The 22,964-nt window shown below is 31.4% G+C and carries 12 protein-coding genes; 1 reads left to right on the forward strand and 11 read right to left on the reverse strand.

The annotated features are described in order from the left end of the window. Positions 1-133 precede the first annotated feature (133 nt). The 10 genes from A8C32_RS04265 to A8C32_RS04310 form a co-directional block, all read right to left on the reverse strand. Positions 134-1,726 carry a T9SS type A sorting domain-containing protein gene (locus A8C32_RS04265; protein WP_069829363.1) on the reverse strand — a complete coding sequence of 531 codons (1,593 nt, stop codon included), beginning with the start codon at positions 1,724-1,726 and terminating at the stop codon, positions 134-136. 919 nt (positions 1,727-2,645) lie between these two features. After that, complete coding sequence (locus A8C32_RS04270; RefSeq protein WP_069829223.1) at positions 2,646-3,572, reverse strand: glycoside hydrolase family 17 protein; 927 nt, start codon at positions 3,570-3,572, stop codon at positions 2,646-2,648. Positions 3,573-3,601: 29 nt separating this feature from the next. Next, positions 3,602-5,032, reverse strand: a complete 1,431-nt coding sequence (locus A8C32_RS04275) for an MFS transporter (protein WP_069829224.1) — start codon at positions 5,030-5,032, stop codon at positions 3,602-3,604. Positions 5,033-5,069: 37 nt separating this feature from the next. Continuing rightward, positions 5,070-6,566: a glycoside hydrolase family 30 protein gene (locus A8C32_RS04280; RefSeq protein ID WP_083253245.1), complete on the reverse strand. Its 1,497-nt coding sequence runs from the start codon at positions 6,564-6,566 to the stop codon at positions 5,070-5,072. Positions 6,567-6,618: 52 nt separating this feature from the next. Beyond that, positions 6,619-7,908, reverse strand: coding sequence for a glycoside hydrolase family 17 protein (locus tag A8C32_RS04285; RefSeq protein WP_083253246.1), 1,290 nt, complete (start codon positions 7,906-7,908; stop codon positions 6,619-6,621). Then, positions 7,908-11,372: a hypothetical protein gene (locus A8C32_RS04290; RefSeq protein ID WP_069829226.1), complete on the reverse strand. Its 3,465-nt coding sequence runs from the start codon at positions 11,370-11,372 to the stop codon at positions 7,908-7,910. Before A8C32_RS04290 ends, A8C32_RS04285 begins: the two co-directional genes overlap by 1 nt. 149 nt (positions 11,373-11,521) lie before the next feature. Beyond that, on the reverse strand, positions 11,522-12,346 hold the full coding sequence (locus A8C32_RS04295) for a glycoside hydrolase family 16 protein (RefSeq protein WP_069829227.1): 825 nt from the start codon (positions 12,344-12,346) through the stop codon (positions 11,522-11,524). A gap of 35 nt (positions 12,347-12,381) precedes the next feature. Then, a complete protein-coding gene (locus A8C32_RS04300) occupies positions 12,382-14,322 on the reverse strand; it encodes an immunoglobulin-like domain-containing protein (protein WP_205635369.1) in 1,941 nt (646 codons plus the stop codon). A gap of 12 nt (positions 14,323-14,334) precedes the next feature. Then, positions 14,335-17,472 (reverse strand): glycoside hydrolase family 2 TIM barrel-domain containing protein, encoded by a 3,138-nt coding sequence (locus tag A8C32_RS04305; RefSeq protein WP_069829229.1) that lies wholly within the window; start codon positions 17,470-17,472, stop codon positions 14,335-14,337. A gap of 305 nt (positions 17,473-17,777) precedes the next feature. Next, entirely contained in the window at positions 17,778-20,591 is a 2,814-nt protein-coding gene (locus A8C32_RS04310; protein WP_069829230.1) for a triple tyrosine motif-containing protein, read from the reverse strand. Positions 20,592-21,187: 596 nt separating this feature from the next. On the opposite strand from A8C32_RS04310, the gene A8C32_RS20520 reads away from it, so the two are divergent. Further along, entirely contained in the window at positions 21,188-21,325 is a 138-nt protein-coding gene (locus tag A8C32_RS20520) for a hypothetical protein (protein WP_165605787.1), read from the forward strand. Positions 21,326-21,596: 271 nt separating this feature from the next. Here A8C32_RS20520 and A8C32_RS04315 read toward each other — a convergent pair whose 3' ends face one another. After that, a complete protein-coding gene (locus tag A8C32_RS04315; RefSeq protein ID WP_069829231.1) occupies positions 21,597-22,964 on the reverse strand; it encodes a GH1 family beta-glucosidase in 1,368 nt (455 codons plus the stop codon).

The raw sequence follows: 22,964 nt of genomic DNA on the forward strand, positions 1-22,964 counted from the left end.
ATTTTTTTACAGCATTAAATTTATTGAAAATAAAAAAGATCGTCTAAACATATATTTTAGACGACCTTTAATAAAACTTCATTTTTCTAATTAATTCTAAAGGGTATATTATTTTAAATTATAAAAATTAAGTCTAATTTTTAATTAACTTTAGACTAGTAATTCCTTGTTCTGTTTTTACTTGCGCAAAATATAATCCTGCTTTTAATGAAGATGCGTCAATTTCTGCTTCGCTATCGTTATATTTTAATGACAATACATTTTTACCTAGTACGTCGTATACATTAACAGATTCTATATTTTGATTTTTAGTTCTAATTGTCCATTTATTTTGAGTTGGATTTGGGTATGCTTCAAAAGCTATTTGCTCAAAACTATTTGTACCTAAAGTCGTTCCTTGATTAGCTGAAAAATAAATATTATCGAAATACACTACTTTAGATACCAAATCTGATGTAGTCCCTAGCTTAAATTGAAGATAATTTGTTTTATCCCAGCCTTTCCCAACAAAAACAGACAATGGTATATCTACACTTGTCCAAGCTCCCGTAACTAATGTTCCATCTGAACCTCCTGGTGTTAACTCATAAAAAAACTCTCCTATACCTTCCCCTATAAGTATCATTCTAATTTCTGTAGCGTCTGAATCGGCAAAATAATCGAAATGTAACCAATTATATGAAGACACATCTGTTTTAGCATTAGTACCTTCTCCATAACCAGCTACAGAAAAATCCATTTTTATAACTTCATTAACTGCTCCAGATTGATCTAAATCTGGTTTTCCTGCAAAACTTCCAAATTGATAATCTGACGTCCAAACATTTGTAAAACCTCCCGTATCTCCATATATGCTTAAAACCTCTGCATTAGGTGTTGATGGTATTGGCGGTGTATTAGGTAGAGTAGCCGTAAAAGATACCGTATAAGTTTCTGTTGTTGATGCATCTGCCGAAGTAACCAAAACAGTTGCGTCTCCTGGTATTCCTACAGCTTGAGTGATTAAATTTATTGCACTTCCATTAGTTGTTGTTACAGAAGTAATTTGTGGAACTACAGTAGTACCAATAGGCACTTCATATACATAATCTATGGTTCCAGCCCCAAAAGCATTAATCGTTTCTCCATCTACTTTTAAATCACTTAAAGTAGCATCTTTTAATGGGTCTGCCGCTGTTTTCCAAAAATAAATATTATCTACATATATATCTATAGGTACTGCACTCCCAGGTCCATTAGCTGCAAATTTCATTTGTATAACATTATCCCAAGTCATACCTGTAAAACTCGCCTTAGGTATATCTACACTTGTCCAACCTCCCATAGCATGGTTAATTGTTACAAGCACTTCCCCTACACCTCCTCCATTTATTGGGCTTACTTGTATAATAGATCCCGAAGGATCTGCGTCTGTCCAGATGTCTACATGAAGAAACTCCATACTTGAAGCATTTTGAGCCTCTAACTCGGTTCCTTGGTAATTGAAATTAGGATAAGCCAAAACAAGGTTTCCTGAACCAGTATCGAATGCACTATTTATTTGCATATGTCCAGATTGTCCCCAATTAGGATCAAAATTAGTTACATTAACATTTGTATACGCTCCACTAAAAATAGAGATTACATCTCCAGCATCTCTTGATGGTGGTGCGGTTGGATCTGTAGTTGGTTGAGAATATCCAAAATACGCTATTAATAGAGCTAGTAATAAAGTAATTTTTTTCATCATTATTTAGTTTAAGAGTTATTTAGTTTTTCAATATTCTAAATTTAAATAATGATACTTGATAAGCATGTAAAACAAACCCCTACAAAAAGTATACAACACTAAAAGAAAACAAACTTTCTTAGCCCAACCGTTTTAACAGCCTGAAAACACTAATATTTCAAAGGATTAAACCAGAATAAAACACTAGTTGCTTTTACAAGAATATATACCATGTTGTGGTCATGTTGTGGTAATCTTTCATAATGTAGTAAACCGTGAATTCTTATAATTTGTATACTACACAAGAAAGTCTATTTTACAATATAAAAAACACATAAATACAATATAAATTACTGATTTTAAACAAGGCAAACTTATTTTATTTATAAATATTTATAGGTAAATTCATTGAAGTATTTGTCCTACTAACTATGTTATACACAATTACTAAACTTCTTAAAAAAAGAAATTGTTATAGGTATTTCTTTTGTAAATTCTACTTAAATTAACGCTTACATGAATAATAAAAGATTTAAATGTATAACTACCTATAGAGAAATATGCTATTAATTGGTTCTATAGTTTTAAATTCATATTATTATAATAGTGAAGAATAATTTATTATTGTTTGGGTTAATATGAATGATATGGCACCTTTATAAAAGATGGTTCTTAAAGAAAATATTAAAATGCTTATATACTGAAAAAGAAGTCTTTTATTGGCATTAACAGCAATATTATGTGATTGGAGGTTGTATTATTAATGAGTATTAAGATGTATTAGTGCTACTAAAAAAATTATGTATAGGAACAATAAATGACCAGTTAAAACATAGTTCAGGGTTTAGTACCTAATAATAATTAATCTCATCAATTAACTCAATCTTGATAAATCTATACACCTGATTCAGGTTTACATTGTGGTCTAAATATTTTTTTAATTACTTTTTTTATAATTAATAAAGAATGAATTGTTAGAAAACTTTAGTTTTTCATTTTTATCCCACAACCCCCAATATGCACCAACACTACCTTCATCTCCAACTTTCCATGACTCATCGAAAGATGAAAAATAAAAGATATCAATATTATCTTCTGCAGACCAGTGTTGTGTGTTGATAAAATATTTTATTGCATTTTCAAAAGAAGGAAGAGCGCCATGTAAACCTTCTCCTTGACTAGGCCACCCAGTTTCGGATATAATTATTTTTTTTCCGTTAGCGACTTTTATAACCTGATTAAACATATCTTTCATATAAAGCAAAGCATATTCTACACTACAGCCTTCCCAAAACGGATAACAATTTGCCAATATAAGGTCGCATGCTTCTGTTATTTTTGGACGTTGAACAAATTCATAATAGGCATCAACATAACCAATAGGAATAGTATGAGGAATCGCATCTTTAACCTGATATATAAAACTTAACAATTCTCTTTCATTTAAATCTCCTCGATACATCACCTCATTCCCTACAGCAGCAATATCGACATAACCTTCATGAGCTAACTTAATAAGTCCAGCAATCTCTTTTTGGTTTATTTCTGGATTATCTCCCAACCAAGCTCCTACTAAAGTTTTAATACCAAACTCTCTGGCTATACGCGGAATTGCTTCATTTCCATCTGCACAAGAAAAAGAACGAATCCATTTAGTATAAGGCTTTATAATTTTCATACGTTGCCTAATTTGTTTTTCGCTTATTATATCGCTAGGTTTTTGTCCTTCTTCATATGGACTAAAACATAACCCATGCATACCACCTTTTAAGACTCTTTTAAATACATTTTGTAAGCCTTTTGTAGTTTTATTATCAAGGTCTACCCCTGCTAATGCCATTACTTTATCTTTTCTAACTGACATATTTATTTTTTTTATTCATTAACTACATTTTACAATTCTCCTCTTCGTTTTACTAATTCTTCTTTTATTTCACGAGCTCTCTTTTCATCAAGACTATATGTCCACATTACCCAAATAGCCAATGCAGCTGTTATAGCTGGTATAACAATATCTGCTATTCGCAATTGAGTCATTGTTTTAGCAGTTTGAATTGCTTCATTTTGATCAAACCCTACTAATTTTAACACTAAACCACCTAGCACTAGCGCTAAAGCCTGTCCTAATTTTACCATCCACCAATAGATAGCTCCAAATGTGCCTTCTTTACGAGGCATACCATTTTCTAATTCATCTAAATCGCACACATCTGCAGTCATACTCATCATTAATGTAAATAAACCACCTAAACCAAATGCCATAAAAGGAATTGGCATAAAAATTAACCACGGGTTTTCTGGACTAAACCCCCACCATTTTAATAAATATCCTACTATAGATATAACAGTCGAAATAACAAATGCCTTTCGTTTGCCCCACTTATTTGCTATCCAAGAAACAACTGGAATAACAGCAAAAGCGGTAACCATAGCAGTCATTGTAGAGAACCATGCTGGCCAGTTTCCTGCCGCCGCGTAATCTCCATTAAACATATAAAATACGATTATAAAAAAACTAAAAGAAGCAACAAGTTGAAAGCCATTAAATACTAAAAATGTAGCGCCGCAAAGCTTCATAAAAGGCTTACTTTTAGAAACCTGCTTAATTCCTTGAAAAAGTTCTTTCATATTAGATGATAAGGTTTTTAATGTAATTTCTTTTCTATTTTCCATATTTGCCGAATCTATTCCTCGACAAAATATAGCAGGTAACAACCCCAAAAGAAGACAAATTGCTCCCACTATTATAGATAGATTACGCACACCTATAGCTTGGGTAGCAAACAAATTTTCATCTGCAATAAACACCCAAAACCAAGGTACAATCATCCATGCAATTTGACCTATTATTTGTGAAAATGCCATTAAACGTGTACGCTCATTATAATCGGATGTCATTTCATAACCCAAACCAATTAAAGGCGTAGCAAACATCGTATTACCAATTAAAAACAACATTGACAGCGTAAGAAAATACCAAAAATTATAAGTTTGCGAATTATCTGGATTTAGTTGCCATAGTACTGCAAATAAAACACCACTTAAAATTGCTCCTACAAAAATATAAGGTCGTCTTCTCCCCCATTTTGAGTTAGTATTGTCCGAAATAAACCCCATAATAGGATCTGTAATGGCATCAAATATTCTTGGAAGTCCTCCTAATAAACCTGCCAAGAATGGATCCATTCCAAAAGCAGTTAGTAAAAAAAACATAAAAATGCCGAGCGATCCAGGTAATAAGTTAAGTACTAAATGTCCTGCTCCAAAGGCTAATTTTTGCCCCATTGGTACTTTTTCTCTTGCCTTTGTTTTATGATTCGACATCTTATTTAAGTTTTAGTTTATTAATTAGTTTCTTATCTCATTTATTTTCTACAAGGGTAATAGTCTGTATTGCCTGAGCACTTATTTTAATATTAATTTTATTTTCTCCCAATGAAAGCTTTACGTGCTTCTCTTTTATATCTTCATTAAATACGATAACCACAATAGAATCGTCTATATTTTTTGCTGCGGTCACCATCAAATTATCATTCGAATTTTTAAACCCAATACGTTTTGCTCCTGGTCTTATATATTTACTAAAATGGGCTAGTGTATAATAGATGGGTGTAAAATAAACCTCATCTTTTTCTGGATCTACAATGATAGGAGCGACACACCAATTTTTAAACCAATTGGGACCTCCTTGTGTATCTAAAACCATATTCCAATCTACCCAACCATCTACCCAGTTATTTAGGCATCCTATTATATCTCTAGCATAACGATATACTGGAACATATTTTGGGTGTAAATATTTTTGGTCTTCTGAAGCCCAATCCCAACCCCAATCTGTTGCTTCTTTACTCCAATACCATGCATCATCTTTCCATTTTGGAATTTCGGAATCTACACAGGCTTCTGTTTGTATTAAATATTTATTTGGAGCTTTATTATGCGCATATTGTAAATCATCAGGAAAATAATCGTAGGTACTTTCATACCAATGTACTGCTGTTCCATCATAATATTTAGAGGATGCTTCGTCTTTATACATAACATCTACCCATTCTTTTAATCCTTCTCTATTTTGGTCGTACCCTAAAATTTTCACTTCTCCTTTTCCATCCGCTTCTAATTTTGGTCCTAAATGATGCTGCACAAAATCTGTCATTTCTTGTGGCGTAAAATGCATACTCTCCCAGTTATTTCCATTTCCATGTGGTTCATTTTCTACAGTAAGTCCCCAAATATTTATCCCTTCTTTTTTATAAGCATCTATATATTTTGAAAAAAACAATGCCCAAGTATCATAATATTCAGGAAGTAATTTTCCGCCTACCCAACTTTTATTATCTTTCATCCAAGGTGGCGCTGTCCATGGTGAAGCAAATATTTTAAAACCATCTTTTGATGTAAGCATAGCATCTTTAATCATGGGAATAAGATCATTACGATCTTCATCAATAGAAAAATTTTCTAAAGACATATCTCCTTCAACAGATGCATAAGAATAATTAGTTAATGAAAAATCGCATGAATTCATATGCGTTCTGGTAAGTGAATATCTTGCGCCTTCTTTTCCAAAATAAGCCTCTAAAATTTTATTACGATTTTCTTTACTCAACTCGTTTAACAAATAAGCTGAAGACTCTGTAAATGCACCTCCAAAACCTATAATAGTTTGAAACTCTTGATTAGGAAAAAGCTGTACATTTATACTATTGTTAGTTGCTTCAAATTTATCTAGTTTTTGAAGTTTATTACCGCTAGCTGAAGTTTCATAAACTTCAACCTTTAAATGCGCTTGCTTATCAATACAACTAAACATTATTAAAGCAAAAAGTGAGTACATAGAGTATTTTATTGTTTTCATATTTTAGAGCTTTAAAACACATTTTTTTTATCATTACAACTAATATTATTTATTAATTAGGAGCTACTATTTCTTCCATTATTGGTGGCACCAATACATCTTTCATCAACGCTTTTTTGTTACCGTTATATGTTTTTGTTATTTGTTTTCCATTCCTTGTTAATCCATCAAAAACACCTTTATCTACCTTATCCCATAAAGCATATTTTGCTTGACCTTTTAGGTTTATTAACCCAAAATGATTTTCTGATCCTAACTTATTTGCAGCATCTTTCCATTGCTCATCAAAAGCTTCAAAATAAAAACATGAGATCTTTTCTTTATTAGACCATTCTCTTATGAATTTATGATAAAGCCCTGCCTTATATTCATCTGCTGCTTTCGATCCATTAACACCATAATGTCCATTTGAAACTGTTGTCCAACCTGTTTCACCAATATGCACTGGTTTATTAACTCCTAAACTTTTCATATAATCGCATACGGCATTGTATTGTTCTATAGCAAATGTTTTGGCTCGAAACATAGCTGCTTCGATTTTTTCTTCGTCTGAAAGTATAATATCCTCTTCTGGAACTAACCAAAAGGCAGGATTATAGTGAGAGTTATGCATAGGATAAGTATGCATAGAGATATAATCTACTGCCTTTATGAGGTTAGCCAAATCTTCTGTATGATAACTTTTATCTCCGCCTCCCCAAGAGGAAAAATCGTCTGAACTGGTTATCCATAAATCTTTAGACAACTTGCCTTCTTTTTTTAAATTCTGCAAATGGTTTACCCACTTTAAAATAACATTAGGGCGTACAAAATAGCTCGTTGCCCAGTTTACCATAGCTTCATTACCTACAGCTATTATTTTTACTATATCTGGATATTGCTTAGCTAAAGCTACAGCTCTACCTATTTCGCCTGCATTGGCTTCACTTTCTTTTTCATGGTTTGGGGTTTGTCCTGTCCACGCATTTTTGCAATCTATCCAGGCTCCCAACATGATATACATTTCGAATTCTGAATTTTCCTTTTTTAATTGACTTATGGCTTTTAATAAATTAGAAGCTTGTTGTAATTGCACGTTATAGGTTCTTAAAATCTTAATACCCATTGCTGCTAAAATTCTCATATCTTCTTTTAACTCAGCAATAGTGGGTTGCACATCTCGTGACTTGTGGCGATAACCGCCATAAGAGATTGCCAAATAGTTTGGATTTCCTAAAATATCTGAGGCTGTAATATTTTTTTGTTTTGTCACTGGTACGGTTTCTTTTTTTGAATTATTTCCACATCCAAACATATAAGTGCACAGGAATAGGATAAATATTTTTTTAAAATTAGTTTTCATTAAAACAAGTTTTTTTTAATTGAAACTTCTATACGGTCTACAATCCCTGTGCGTTCAAAAATATGTCTTGTCATATTAGTATTAAGACTTAAACTTTCGAACTCTAAAACAGACTCATCATCTAAAACAACTTTTAAACTTTCTTTTTCAGATAACTTATAAATTATAGGTATTTGACAATAGGTAAAGCATAAAGAACCTTTACTCAACTCAATTTCTTTTTCTTGCTTTTTAATACTCCTATATTTAAACGTTTTTTGCGTTTTAATAAATTCATTTTCTCGTAATAAACGGGGGTTAAAACATAGTTCTCCTGCATTTACAAAAACACCTAATTCTCCAAGCCTGCATAACACATCTTCTTTAACTTGTCCTGTCATACCTGGTTGCTGTGCTCCTTTTGTTGCTGGTGTATGCGAATATGGATCGGTTGGAAAAGCGCCATATAACTCCGGAGATTTATTAACTCCTATTCCTGCTTGTATTTCGTAATAATGCTCCAATAATTTACCTATTACAACATCGCTTTGATTGGTATTGATAGCTAATAAGCAATTTTCCTGAACTGCCAACAATAGTTTTGATACCATATGCCAATAAATAGACCCTAAACCTTCATATCCATAAAAGGTTCCTGATCGTCCTGTAAATGCTTTATGATTGAATACGTCTTCAAACATTTCAAGTACCAATTTAGTGTCTTGATCTACTAAATTTTTATATTTTTTTGGAAGTTTTGCCAATGCTTCTTTTAAGCTATTTGCATTGTTGAAATTACCATTAAAATGGAATTGACCTAAAATATCTTTTTCTATAATTTGGGTATTACCATCATTAGTTAATTGGGTAAATAATTGTGATTTTGTTACATATTCATTTGGAATATTATTTTTCTCATCAAAACATGGTAATTCTTTATCTGGGTATAAAATATAACTGTATTGATCTGGCCTAAATAAAGCACTACTTTTTAAGCTATCTAATAAATTTAGGGCTTCTTGAGGTGATAAATATCCTGAACTTAAAACTGCTACCTGACCTTCTAACATTTCGGGTAGATATGAAATTGATACTTCTTTATCGTTTTCAATAGTCATTAAATTATAGGCATGATATAAATTATCTTCACGCTTATTTGCTTTAATTGTATGTTCTAAATACAGCTTAACTAGCTTAAAGAAACCTAAAAGGTCTTGCTTGTTAATTTTTGATTTTTTATTTGTAAATCCATTTTCATAAATACAAGATCTATAATCACTTCCTGCTTTACCTAAACCGTCTAGAACTATTTTTCTATCTTCATTAGATATTACTCCATTAAGAATATGTTTGTTTACTTCAAGTACACTGGTTAATGTTGAAAAAAACAATTCTAATGCTTCGGATACCTCAACTTCATCTATTTTAGACTTGAATACTATTTTTTCGAAAAAATTTAAAAACCGTTGCAGATAAAATAACGTTACCATGGACACGCCATTTCCTACTAAAGCGTTATTTGCATCATTCCATTCTGGTCGTTGTGTATTAAGCCATATACCTGCTTCTGGAATAAAATTTGAAAGTTTAGCAAGTACGGTTACTAGTAATTTTTCTATTAAATTTACTTTGTAAATATTAGCGTTTTTATCTTCTAATAAGGCACCATCTGCTCCTATTTGATTCTTTTTTTCGTTAATTTTATCGTTTAATTCATAGTCAAAATCAATAGTATCTTTTGGATTAGTTAAAATCTCTTCATAGCTTTTAATTTTATATGGTACGTTAGCATATACAAATATATCTTGTATAAACTGCTTTTCTATGGCTCCGGGATAATGATCTTCTGTAAATTCTAAAAACTTAAGTAAGTAAATAATTTGATGATCGCCCCAGTACCCGATATAAGACCAAGGGTCATTTTCTTCAATAATTTCCCAATCGAATCCATCTTTGGTTACACGATATGGATTATAACCATCGAAAGTTGATGCATTAAGAAACTTATAAATCATACTTTCTATAAATTCTGGATATGCATGTGCTAAGGCTTCCCAATTCTGAAAAATGTCTCGCCAATTCCCTTCATAATCTAATATTTTGGAACCATCTATTTCACTTCTTGTGTTTATAGAAAATTTATTCCATGGTCTACTTGGATCGCCATGTCTTCGGCTAAATTTTAACGGTAGATATTCTAAACAAAGACGTTTAAAATCTTCGTTATAATTGTTTCTTGCTAAGTTTTTAATTTGATTCTGAGTGAAGGTACTAGGCAAATCATTTAGTAAATCTTCTTTAGATTTAAAAACATTTGCATTAGCCTTTTTTATGTACTTTATAAAATCATTCTTCTCGATATTATAGTTATTATCGAAAATACCACCTCTCATAATATTAAATAAGGTATTTGAAAAATGTCTGATATTAATTAAAGTATCTGCCGTGAGCTGTAAACCATCTGAAGCTGTTGCAAGGGCTATTAAGTTTTTAGTACCTATATTAATATCTTCTTGTACATACTTAAGATCTAATTCGCTTTTAATTCGTTTTGAAATAATCTTAATTTGTGAAATTGTCTGATTAACATTTGCTACAAAACACCATGTTTTAGCCTCTTCAGGTTGTAAATTTAAGGTTGTACTAACAAAGTATGCTCCTTTCTCTGCTTTTACATCTTCTTCTTGTTGTACTGTTTTACCTGCTCTAAAATTATCTAGTTGTAATGAAGACAATAAGTAAATTGGATTTTCTAAGCCTAAAGACCAAACTATGCTTGCTTTAAGTGCTTCGCTTGGTTCTGCCTTATCTACAATTATAGCACTTAGAGTATAAATGCCTAATCCTGATGTTTTTTGTAATTCGCATCTTTTATAAGCATCTACTAGATTACTTCTGGAGTTTTGTAAATCGGCTCCAACACCGTATGGCACAATATTTTGTAACCCATCTAATAAGGTTACTTCAATTTTTGAGTTTGAATTGTTTATAAATTTAGATTTTTTAACAAATCCAAATTCATTACTAGAGTTCCATTGATACCTATAGGTTACCCCTAAATCTTCATTAATTTCTTCGAAAACAACCTTGTTTCCATAGCTGTTTTTATAGAGATTCTGCTGAATTTTATAAAGCCCCATTTGTCTAATAGAAAAGGGTTCCCATAAATATGTTTTTCCATGTAACTTAATTTGAAAAATAGACTTGCTCCCCGTAATTTCAGCTGACTCTGTTATTTTATCATCTGTATAATATGGAAATAACGATGAATCGGCATTCTTTCTGCCAGCAGTAAGTCCGCCATTACTAGAAATAAACATCCAATGATTAGAGTCTGAAACTATACTCATAAAAAATGGTCTCATAGCATGGCTATTAGAAATTTTATAATAAGTTTCGTTCTCGAAATTTATAAGTGTTCCTTTAATGATTTCTTCATTATTAGAACATGTTTTTTCTTTTAAATGTATGGTATTCGTGCCCATTAATTATAGTGTTTAATATTTTAAAATAACAAATAGCAGCCTTCTTGTGTTACTAAATAACACGACCCATTAGTTATTAAATATGTATTATAGATTTGAGGAAAAAATTAATTCTATATTACCTCTTAAATGCTAGCTTCTTCATTATGTTATTGATATACTCTAACATAATCTACTAACATTGTTTGTGGAAAAACAGTTTCTGCATTAGGAGAACCAACAAAATTACCACCTACTGCAACATTCATTATAATATAAAAAGGATGATCGTAAACCCATTCTCCAGGTACGTCTTCTGGAGTTATTTGGTTATACAAAACATCGTCTACATAAAAATTTATATAGCCTACACCCCATTCGATACCAAATATGTGAAAACCGGTATCAAATCGATCATTTGTTAAAGTGTAGCTTTTTGTAATGGATTCGCCTGCTGAATACCCTGGCCCATGTAGAGTTCCATTATTTACAGTAGGTTCTTGTCCTCGAAACTCCATAATATCTATTTCACCACATTGTGGCCAAACAACATCATCACAATTATTTCCTAAAAGCCAAAATGCTGGCCAAATACCTTGTCCCCAAGGCAATTGAATTCTTGCTTCAAATCGCCCATAGGCTTGCTCGAACTTTCCTTTGGTTAGTATTCTTGCAGAGGTATATCCAGATCCTTCAAAGGATTCTTGAGTGGCTGTGATATGCAACATACCGCCTTCTACTTTTACATTTTCTGAACGATCTGTATAGTATTGGAGCTCGTTATTTCCCCAACCTGCACCTGTATTGGCATCTCCTGTACCAATATCAAACCCCCAAATAGCAGGGTTTGGAGCTCCATCTGTATCAAAGTTATCTTGCATTACAAGATTATTTATTGTGATTACAGTTTGAGTTTCGTCTGTATCGCAAGCAAAAAAGCCCATAAACAGTATTGTTATAAGTAAGCTTGCTTTAATTTTATTTATGAAATTCATATCCTTATTTTTTAATGTTTTGAATACATTCTTTTTTAATTACGGAAGTACATATTATCTACAAAGACATCTGTAGCTTCAAAAGGCTGTGCAACAAGAATATATTGCGCAATATGTCCTGTTGAAGTTAACCCTGTAAAATCACTTAATGGTATATCCCAACTTACCCACTCTCCTACAACAGGATTAGCAAAATCAAGTTGATATTCGGAATCGTCTCCGCCTCCAAAAGCACCATCTGCTCCAAAGTCCACTAGCTTAATTGAAAATGAAGTATAGGTTGAAGACCATGTATCTAAATGAATATATGTCATACCTGAAGCATCTATTGTACTTGATGTTGTTTCAATACCTACAAACTCGAGACTACCATATTTTTTCACGGGATTACCATCTACTGTTACATCTTCTAAAACGGTAGCTGCTGCAGACCATGGTGTTCTCCATGTATCCACCATAACATCTGTATAAGCATCACTAAACAGAGAAATAACATTAGCTTGAGAAGCTGTAGGTGTTGGTGCTGCTATGGTAGGCGAACTAGGTACTTTGTAGAAATACATATTATCTACTAAAATATCTGTAATAGCTCCTGGCAAATCTGGATTAGTTCCATCTGTAATAAAGAACAGTTGTGCTAAATTACTTGTACTAGCTAATCCTGAAAAATCAGCTAAAGGAATATCTAAGCCTATCCATTCTCCACTCACTAAGGTTGGACTGCTAAATGTTACCGATCCACTAGAATCGTCACCACCTCCATCAAAAGCTCCATTAGGTCCAAAATCACCTAATTGAATTCTAATAAAGTCTCCAAATTGAAGTTCGTTTTCTATTTGAACATCAATATGTAAGTGTGTCATTTCTGAAGCATTCACCGTTGGGTTTTTAAACTCACTTGCCACAAAATTTAGTTCTGTATATTTTATAATATTATCTCCATTAATAGTAATATCATTTTGCCCCATAGTGGTTTGAAACGGTGCAAAAAAGCCGTTATAAAAATCTACTGGTACATTGGTATATGCATCACTAAAAATTGAGATAACATTAGCTGCATCTCTCGTTGGTATTGGTGCTGCTACAAAATCACCCAAAGATTCGATGGTTAAAGATCCATCTGCATCATCGTTTCCTAAAGCTGCCGTTATAATAGTTGTACCTGCCCCTATTATTGATACTTTTCCTAACGCATCTACAACAGCTACATTAGGATTAGAAGAGCTAAATGTAAAGTATGCTGGCGCTGGAATTACAGTTTTATTAATACCTGAAGCCAAATTAAAGGTTTGAGTAAGTCCTCCTATTATAATATTTGCTCCTATAAAACTCTGTTGAACATCATCTACACCTCCTAAAATAGCTGGTCTTGGCTGAGCTATTGTACCTAGTTTTTCGTATTTTAATTCATCTATCCAAAAAGTATAACCTTTACCATCTTCTGGTCCTTCGGCATACCAAAACAATCCTTTTTCTTGTTTTAATTTTGAAGGGTCTGGTATTGGAATTATATATTTAGTCCAATTGGTAGTTAATTGGAGGTTTTGCATGGTTACAGTATATTTATTTTCACCAAAATCGTTTCCTAAACCTATTTCATTAATAGTACCTGCTTGCGATCCTTTTGCCCAAAATGTTAATGCGTCGTAACCAGATAAATTACGTCCTGAATTATCTGGAAAAATAGCTCCAGCATAAGCGCCTTCTGGGTCTCCAAAATTTGGAACATCAAACCTCATTGAGGCTGAACCCTCATATTTCACATCATTGTCTACTGTAAACGCTGAAAACTTTGAATCTCCAAATGGAAAGTATTCAAGCCCACCACTAAAACCATCAATAAAAACTTCTGCTGTTATTGGGAAACCTGCTAATTCTGCATCTTCAGATAAATCTCTATCACAACTAACAACAGTCATAAAAATCAATCCTAAAAAGAATGCAATCGTTGAATAAATAAATTTTATATTTTTCATTTTTATATTTTTTTATTTTCCAATGTTAATATGTACATAAGTTCTAATTTCCCATTCATTACCATCATCAAATCCAACAGGACTAATAGTTGGTGCTGTTGCAAATTCAGTAGTAGTTTGATTTGGAAGATAACGTGGTGAATACTGATCAAGCGAACGCCATGTCCCACGTATTCCTATTTTAGTGTTTGGTAAAATAAACCAATTAGGTTTCCCTAGAGTTGTTGATAAGTCTAACATTAATTGAACGGGGTATGTTAAATTGAAATCACGATGATAATCGAAAGGTCCCCAATCATTTATTTTAAATGAATGTACTAGTTTTAGCTTGTTGTAAATAACTCTAATATCTCCTCCAACACGTTTTATCAATCTATCGTCACTTCCGTTTGCTTGTCCATTACCTGCATATAAATTTGCAATTAAACCTAAATCTGGACTCACTTTCGAAACAATTAGTGTATTTACTTCCCACAAATCTTCTGCTGGAGCTGCATTTGGAAAAGCGAAGGATGTTCTATTACTTAAAAATCCTATGGCTGCATCTTGAGCTGTTGGATGATGACGAAAAACAAAACCTAGATTAAAGGCAAACTTTGCGTCTTCGGCTCTATCGTTATCCCATTCGTACATCCATGTTCCTGGTGTAGGATCGTAAGTAAGTAAAAGTTCTCCTGCTGTTGTTTCTCTATTGCCTCTTACAGCAAAGGGATCGTCTTGAACATTTCTTAATCTTCCTGGTGATTGAACATCGTTAGGCATAGCATCTACCAATGGTTTTTGCCATAAAAAATTAGGAGCTATTTGAAATTTACCTATACTATAAGTAAATCCAGTAAGGAAATTACTTTGATTTCCACTGCCACTATCTTTAAGTTTCCATCCTGTAAAGGTTTTTGTTTGGTCTGCGCCTCCATTTGCAACTAGACCCAATACAGCAGATTGCGCATACCAATTAAATCGTCCTTTTGAGTAAGTAATTTTAGCTTTACCTCCCCAATTATCCTTGGATTTAATTTTATCTTCGAAAATAGTGTAGCTTCCAGGCTCTCCCTCTGCATATTGAAACACTCTACCGTTTAAAGGTTCTCCTGCCCAAATACCACCTACTTCAATTCCTAGGTTACCGTATTTTCTTTTAGCATGAAGTGTTACTCTACGTGTTTTTGGTATTGGTACTGCAAATGTACTTATGGCTTCACCTGCATCGTCTATATCTTCATGATATATACCTGTTACATCAAATTTTCCTATTTTTCTACTATATTTTAATAGTATTGCAGGATTTGCTCCCCACCATAATTGAGGTCCAAAGGCGGCCTTTAATCCTTTTAGGCTTTTTTTACCATCTATTTCTACACCTAGAACTTCTCCATTATAGATATCTAAATTGGATCCATAATTGGCTTCTGGATATAAGCCAAAGAAATCGCCTTCGTAGCCCCAATGGTAATGACCTGTACGGTAAAACCCTCTTAAATCAAAATCTTTAGCGTTCCACTCAAATTCTGCATTATATACTTGTACTCCGTTTAAGTTTGTTAAATCTAAATTACCTTCATCTGTATTAACAGATACTATTCGGCCTCTGTTTTCATAAAATATTTCATCAATTGGATTATCTGCTACATTACCCAAAATATTCACATTAACATTGGCTCTCATGTTGGGTGCTGGGTTACCTTCAACCCCTACAAAATAGGACTCCATGTGATCGAAACCAAGTTCGTCTGGAAAAACTCTTTCATCGGAATTTGCATTTTTTGGAGTAGTAATTAGGCTTCCTCCTGTATTATATGTGGTAAACTCTGCTCTTAAATTACTAAGTCTTATTTTACCCGAACTTCCTTCTCCTAATGCTGCTTTATCACCTCGAGCTCTAAGTACTGCATCCATTAAATTGACATTATTAAAGGCAGTATTAATGTATTCTAATGATGCTCCTTCTGCATATGGATCTATATTATGAGCTTCTTTTAATGCGTAATATGCTGCTCTTGGATATAAACTATAAAGTCCTCTTTCGTTAGTTGGTCCTTTAGCACAAATTCCAAACCACTCCTCATTCATATTATTTTCTCCTGGCTCTAAATCAATATAATAACCTCCATTTGACCATGATGCATTATTATCATGAACATCGAGATTTTTAGTTTGTCCATATTTCCACCAACCATCACTAAATTGAAATGTAAAACCTCCAATAGAATTTCCTGCTTTTCCTAATCCTGATGCATTTTGATAAATTTCTTTCCAGTTTTCTACCATAAAAAATGCTTGCATTTTTTGATCTTCGGAATTAGTAATGGCATTAAATGCATCTGAGCCAAACTCTGTAAACATAATTGGTTTTCCTAATTCGTTTTTTACTCTCTCAAAGGCATCACCAAATGATTTTCCACGATACATGTTTACACCATAGATATCTACATCTTTACATTCTTCTGCTACAATTTCTGCAAATAGTAAATCTCCATTACAGATTGCTACTGGGTGTGATGCATCAATTGACTTCATTTTAATAGCAGCATCGTTCATAAGCTTATACATGGGTCTTCCTCGCTTTTCTCCTACTTCTCTTTTTTTATCTTCTTCATCGGGGAAATCTTCTGTTTCTGCTCCTGCCCAAAACAGTCCATAATTGTTTTCGTTACCTAATAAGAATAATAATACTCCTGGTGTATTTTTATATGTCTCTGCCATGTTAGTTACCTCTGTAATTAACAGTTCTTGAGTTGGTTGACTTCTATAATCTGTTACAGCCTCCCAAGCTCCATTTATAGTTAATCCATATCTACCAAAGGAATGATTAAGCATGGTGTAAATACCATAATTTTCGTAGATGTATTGAATCCATTTTGGCTGAACACCTGTGTACTGTCTTATAACATTTACTCCCATGTTTTTTAATAATCCCATTTCGGCATCTAATGCAGCTTTAATGACATCGTCTGATTGTTTCCATAAACTATATGAATAATTGGTTCCTATTGGAAAATAATCCCAATTCATACCATTTATCATTAGTTTTTCTCCATTAACAATCAAGGCCATACCTTCATTGTTTTTTTCAACAGACACTTTATTTACTTGTGTAAAAGCTACTGCTGTAAATAAGAAAAGTACTAATCTTATAAAATTATTTTTCATCGTATTATTTAATTTAAGTTAGTCATCTAAAACACACAATAAACACGTTAGATACTTGATATTTATTAGTTTGAATTGAGTAGTCTTTCGTGTTTTATAAATTTATATTGTTTGATTATTAAATTGGCAAAAAGTACCTCAACAAAAATCATACACTATTAAAATATGTATGAATTACAAGGAAAACCTCTGTATTACTAAGGTTTAACGAGCTAAATATTTATTCATTTATTAAGCTATGAAAGACATAATTTATGCTTAATGTTGTGGTACTGTATAGGTGAAAAAGTACTTTGTTGTATAAGCTAAACTTCCAAAATATAGTCTGTAAGGCTAGATTCGTGTGATAAGCTCATTTTTTTTCTCAATCTGTAACGCTTAACTTCTACACTTCTAGGAGATATATTTAATAAAGGTGCTATTTCTTTTGATGAAAGGTTTAACCTTAAATACGCGCATAAACGCAAATCGTTTGAGGTTAAGGTTGGATGCAAAGATTTTATCTTTTTTAAAAAGTCTTTATCTACATTATTAAATGCCTCTTGAAACAAATTCCAATCATCTGTATTATTAAGGTTTCTATCAATAATTTTAATAACATGCTTTAAGTTATTTGAATCATCAACCTTTTGTAACTCCTTTTTTATACTATTTAAAAATTCATTCTTTTTTATAAGGCTCATAGTAGATATGCCTAACTCTCTATTCTTGTTTTCAACATCTTGTCTTAACTTCTCATTATTAAATCTCATGAACTCTTCTTTGTTCTCAAGTTCTTTTAATTCAAGCTCTTTTGTTGCTTTAAGTATTAACCTTTCTCTCTGCTTTCGATAATATCTCTTATAAATATTATGCATTAGTAATGAAAACAATAAAACTCCTAAAATATAAAGGGCTATGGCTAAGTTAGAAAGAAACCAAGGTCTATCAATTTTAAACGAAAAAGAAGCTGTATTTAAAGTAACCTGATCTCCAACTCTCCCTTTTACACTAAATATGTATTCGCCATATGGAAGATTTTCAAACAGAACATTAGCATTTGTTGTCCAATCACTCCATGAATTATATATCCCTTCAAGTTTATATTGGTATTCTGTTTTTTGAGTTTTTAGATATTCTGATATACTATATGAAAATTGAACATTATGTTCTTTGTTTTTAAATTCTGGTTTGGAAGTTAGATTTACAAAACTTACTGAATCTGTATCTTTTAACTGACTTACAGTTATTCGATTAATACTAATTTTATAATTGCAATTAACTATTTTATTTAAATCTAAAATGATATATCCAGCAGTTGTTCCTAATAAAAACTGCTCATCTCTAATATGAGTTATATTTTCGTAACCTATTATATCTTTTCTTTCTTCAACTGGAAATATAATTCTGTTTACTTTCTTCTCTCCACTTAATTTAGATGAGGTTAAATAATTTAAACCTCTTGACGAAAAACTCCAAAGTTTATTGGTTTTTATATCTGATACTAGTTTTGCGGAAGAAAATTCTTTATCTATAATTAAATTACTTAATAATGAATCTTTTTTGAAAGTTTTAGTTTGGGTTTTATATTTAAAAACGCCTTCTCTATTAGTATATAATATATTGTTATCATGATTTACTAAGCTTGAATATATTCCTTTTTCTACTAAAGAGTCTATAGCAAACTTCTCTACTTTGGTTAATGATTCATTTACTTTTAATTGATATAAACCTTTATATTCATGATTCACAAAAATGCTTTTTGGAGATGCTACCTCAAAATATCTACTAGAAATATTAAAACCCTCAAGTTTATTTCTAAATTGCCATTTGTTATTTTTATTTTCTAAAATATTTAATCCATTATAATTTCCTTGTATTAATAAATTAGCATGATCTTTAATGGGTTTTATTTTCCAAGTTCCTTGAATATTAGCAACTTCTTTAATTTTTTTATTTTCTACAATGTATGTTCCTTTATTATGCCCACAAAAAAGCGCATTATTTATAACTTCTAAAAACCACACTTGTCCTTGGGTACCTTCTATAAATTTATACTCTATATTGCTATCGAGTTCTTTATAAAACAATCCTTGGTTTGTTCCTAAATATAATATGTTGTTATGTATTTTTGATGTATATACACTTCCTATTGTACCATTCTTATCTTTATAAACTCGATAAGGAGAGTTTATATTTAAGCTATTAATACCATTATCTAAACCAAGCCATATATTACCGTCTTTATCTTCAAATAAAGCTAAAATGGTATTATTACTCAATCCATTAGTTTGATTTATATGATATATTATTTCACCTGCGGAAGACAATAAAAACACACCGTCTGAGATAGTTCCTATAACAAAACTATTATCATCTAATTGAATGCCACTAAATACACTTATTTTTTTGAATGTTTCGTTGTCAGGAATATTCCACGGACTTAAAACACCACCAGACAACCTATAAAATCCTTTATCTTGGGTAAGCAACAATAAAGTCCCTTTGTTTTCGAAAACATTAACGATAATGTTATTTTTTATAATGCTATCGTTAGATATTAAAACATCTAAACCATTCTCTATTTTATACAAACCATTATTTAAATTCTGAAAATAGAAGTTTTCTTCTACCTCAAATAATTTAGAAATATTTGTTTTAGAATTAATAACACTATAGGATTCTGTAACTTTATTATAAATATGTATTCTATCAAGCGATTGAAATAGAATCCAATTTTCCAAAGATGAAATATTCCAAAACTCCTCATCTTCAAAAAATAAAACATTTATTTTTTTAGATAAAGATGTATAATTCAGTACTCCAAAACTATTTCTTTCCCAAAAGCCAAATTCATGATAACTTCCTGTATAAATAAAATTATCGACAACTTTTACAGCTCTAATTATTGTGTTATTAGGTGAAGGATATATACTCCATTTAGCGCCATTAAACTCAAGTAATCCTTTATTATTAGCTACGTATATATGTTTATCTTCTGCTTGACTAATAGACCAATTTTGAGATTCACCTCCATAATCTTTTGGAGAGTAAACATTAATAGGTGGTATTTCTTGTGCTTTTGAAGCTAAAAAAAAAGCTAGTGTTAAAAAAAGAAATAAATGATTAGTATTTTTCAAATGGCTAATAATTTAATATTACTAATTCAACTAAAGTTAAGAATTTAACTACAATATATGTAATTATATTTAAATTCTTAACAATCAAGATTATTATGTATATCTAGTATACTTAAAATAAGGGCATAGATTAAATAGTCACATAAATTTGCTGAATCACAACAAACATATTATATAAGAGGTTATTAAATATAGCATAAAAAAATCCCAAAATGCTATAGCTTATGAGATTTTTGTTTCTATAATGCATTAGTTAGTGTGTAAACGGACTAAGGTTTTAATTTACAAAAAACATTTTTAAATTTTAATACTTAAAGAAAAAGTATAGTGTTTTTTCTTTACAGAACATCACTAACCAAAAACAAAATAATAATACTTTCTTGCACAAAACTTCAATATTCTCAACTATTGTTATTGATTGTTTAATAGTATTTATGAAAAGTTTCTCTTTTTGGAGTATTATTATATATACTGATATTATTTTAGATATTGCTTTGTTTTACTCAGAAGTTAAAGACTATATAGAATATATTGTTTAATTATTTTGGAAAATATCACAAACCTAAACAAGAAACGCACATATTTATGTTTTAGATATGAAGTCGTCAACTACAATAGCCGAAACTTTAGGTCATAAAAAATACTTCGAACTATTACAAATTTATTATGCAGGTATAAACAATGCTATTTTAGAAACTTCAGGCGAGTATATCAATATGTTGGTGATGAAATAGTAATAGCTTGGAAAGAGAAAAATGGGGTTTATAAAAATAATTGTATCTATCGTTTCAGGAAGATTTCTAAAACTATAAATGCAAAAAAAGATATTGAGTTAGTTATTTAATTAAATTATGATGTAAATCGTTAATTACATCAATTACAGTCTCTCCATAACCTTAATAATTGTGTAACTATTTGTGTCGTTTTAAAAATGCTATGTAAACTTTATTAAATATCCCAACTTTGTTTTGTTTCATACAAAAGAATCATGTATAAAAGTTATATTTAAGTTTGATCCTTCAAAAATCCTCTTAACCATTCTCCAGAAGATTTAACAATACGTTTTTGTGTAGCAAAATCAATATATACTAATCCAAATCTTGGACGATAACCTTCTGCCCATTCAAAATTATCTGTAAAAGTCCATGCAAAATACCCATCAACATTTAAACCTTCAAGTTTAGCTTTATGTACTTGTTTTAAATAAGCTTGTAAATAATCGAGTCTTTCTTGATCGTGAACACTTCCATTTTCTACAACATCTGTAAAAGCAGCACCGTTTTCTGTAATGATAATTTTTTTTATACCAGAGTAGCTATTAAATCTTTTAATCATTTCATAAATGCTTGATGGATAAACCTCCCAATCCATCAAGGTTGTTTTAACGTTTCGTTTAGATGCTTTTATAATTTTAGCGCTTATATAAGGCACATAACAGCTATGTTTCACGACTTCTCTTGTATAGTTTTGAATACCAATAAAATCGAAATCAAAGAGAGGTAATTGATCATCACCTGAGATAAAATAGTTTTCTATACGTTTTAAAACTGGTACGTCATCTGTCGGATAACCTAAACCCAATGCAGGTTCAATAAAAAGTCGATTAAGTAAAGCATCTGCTTTTTTAGCTGCCAAAATATCTTTAGTAGAATTGCTATAAGGTGTTATTTGAGAACATGAAAATGTGGTACCAATAATGCTATCTGGTATAAAATGGCGCAAAACACGTCCGCCCAATGCTTGACAAAGCACTGCATGATGTACTGCTGGTAAAAAATTTTTCAATCTTTTTTTTCCTGGTGCGTGTACTCCTAAAAAATAACCTGCTCCTGTAAAAACCATAGGTTCATTTAAAACCATCCAATGTTTTACGCGGTCACCAAATTGCTGCGCGCAAAGTTTTACATAATTTTCAAACCAATCTAAAATAGTTCTATTAGTCCAACCTCCTTGCTGCTCTAAGGCTAATGGTAAATCCCAGTGATAAAGTGTAACCCATGGTGTAATATCACATTCTATACAAAAATCAATCACTTGATTATAGAAATCAATACCTTTAGGATTAATTGCTCCTAAACCATCAGGGATAAGTCGAGACCATGATAATGAAAACCTGAAATTTTTAATATTCATGGATTTCATTAATAGAATATCTTCTTTAAATTTATTATAAAAATCGCAGGCTATTTCACCATGTTGGTTTTTATAAATAGTCCTTTTTTTAAGAGTAAAAGCATCCCAAATAGAAGGTCCTTTACCATCATCATCATGAGCACCTTCGGTTTGATAGGCTGCTGTTGAAACACCCCAAACAAAATGGTCTCCAAAATCTTCAAGTTTTAAATTAAAAGAAGTAGGCAAATCTATATTCAT

The sequence above is a fragment of the Flavivirga aquatica genome (assembly GCF_001747085.1).
Classification (GTDB): Bacteria; Bacteroidota; Bacteroidia; order Flavobacteriales; family Flavobacteriaceae; genus Algibacter_C; species Algibacter_C aquatica.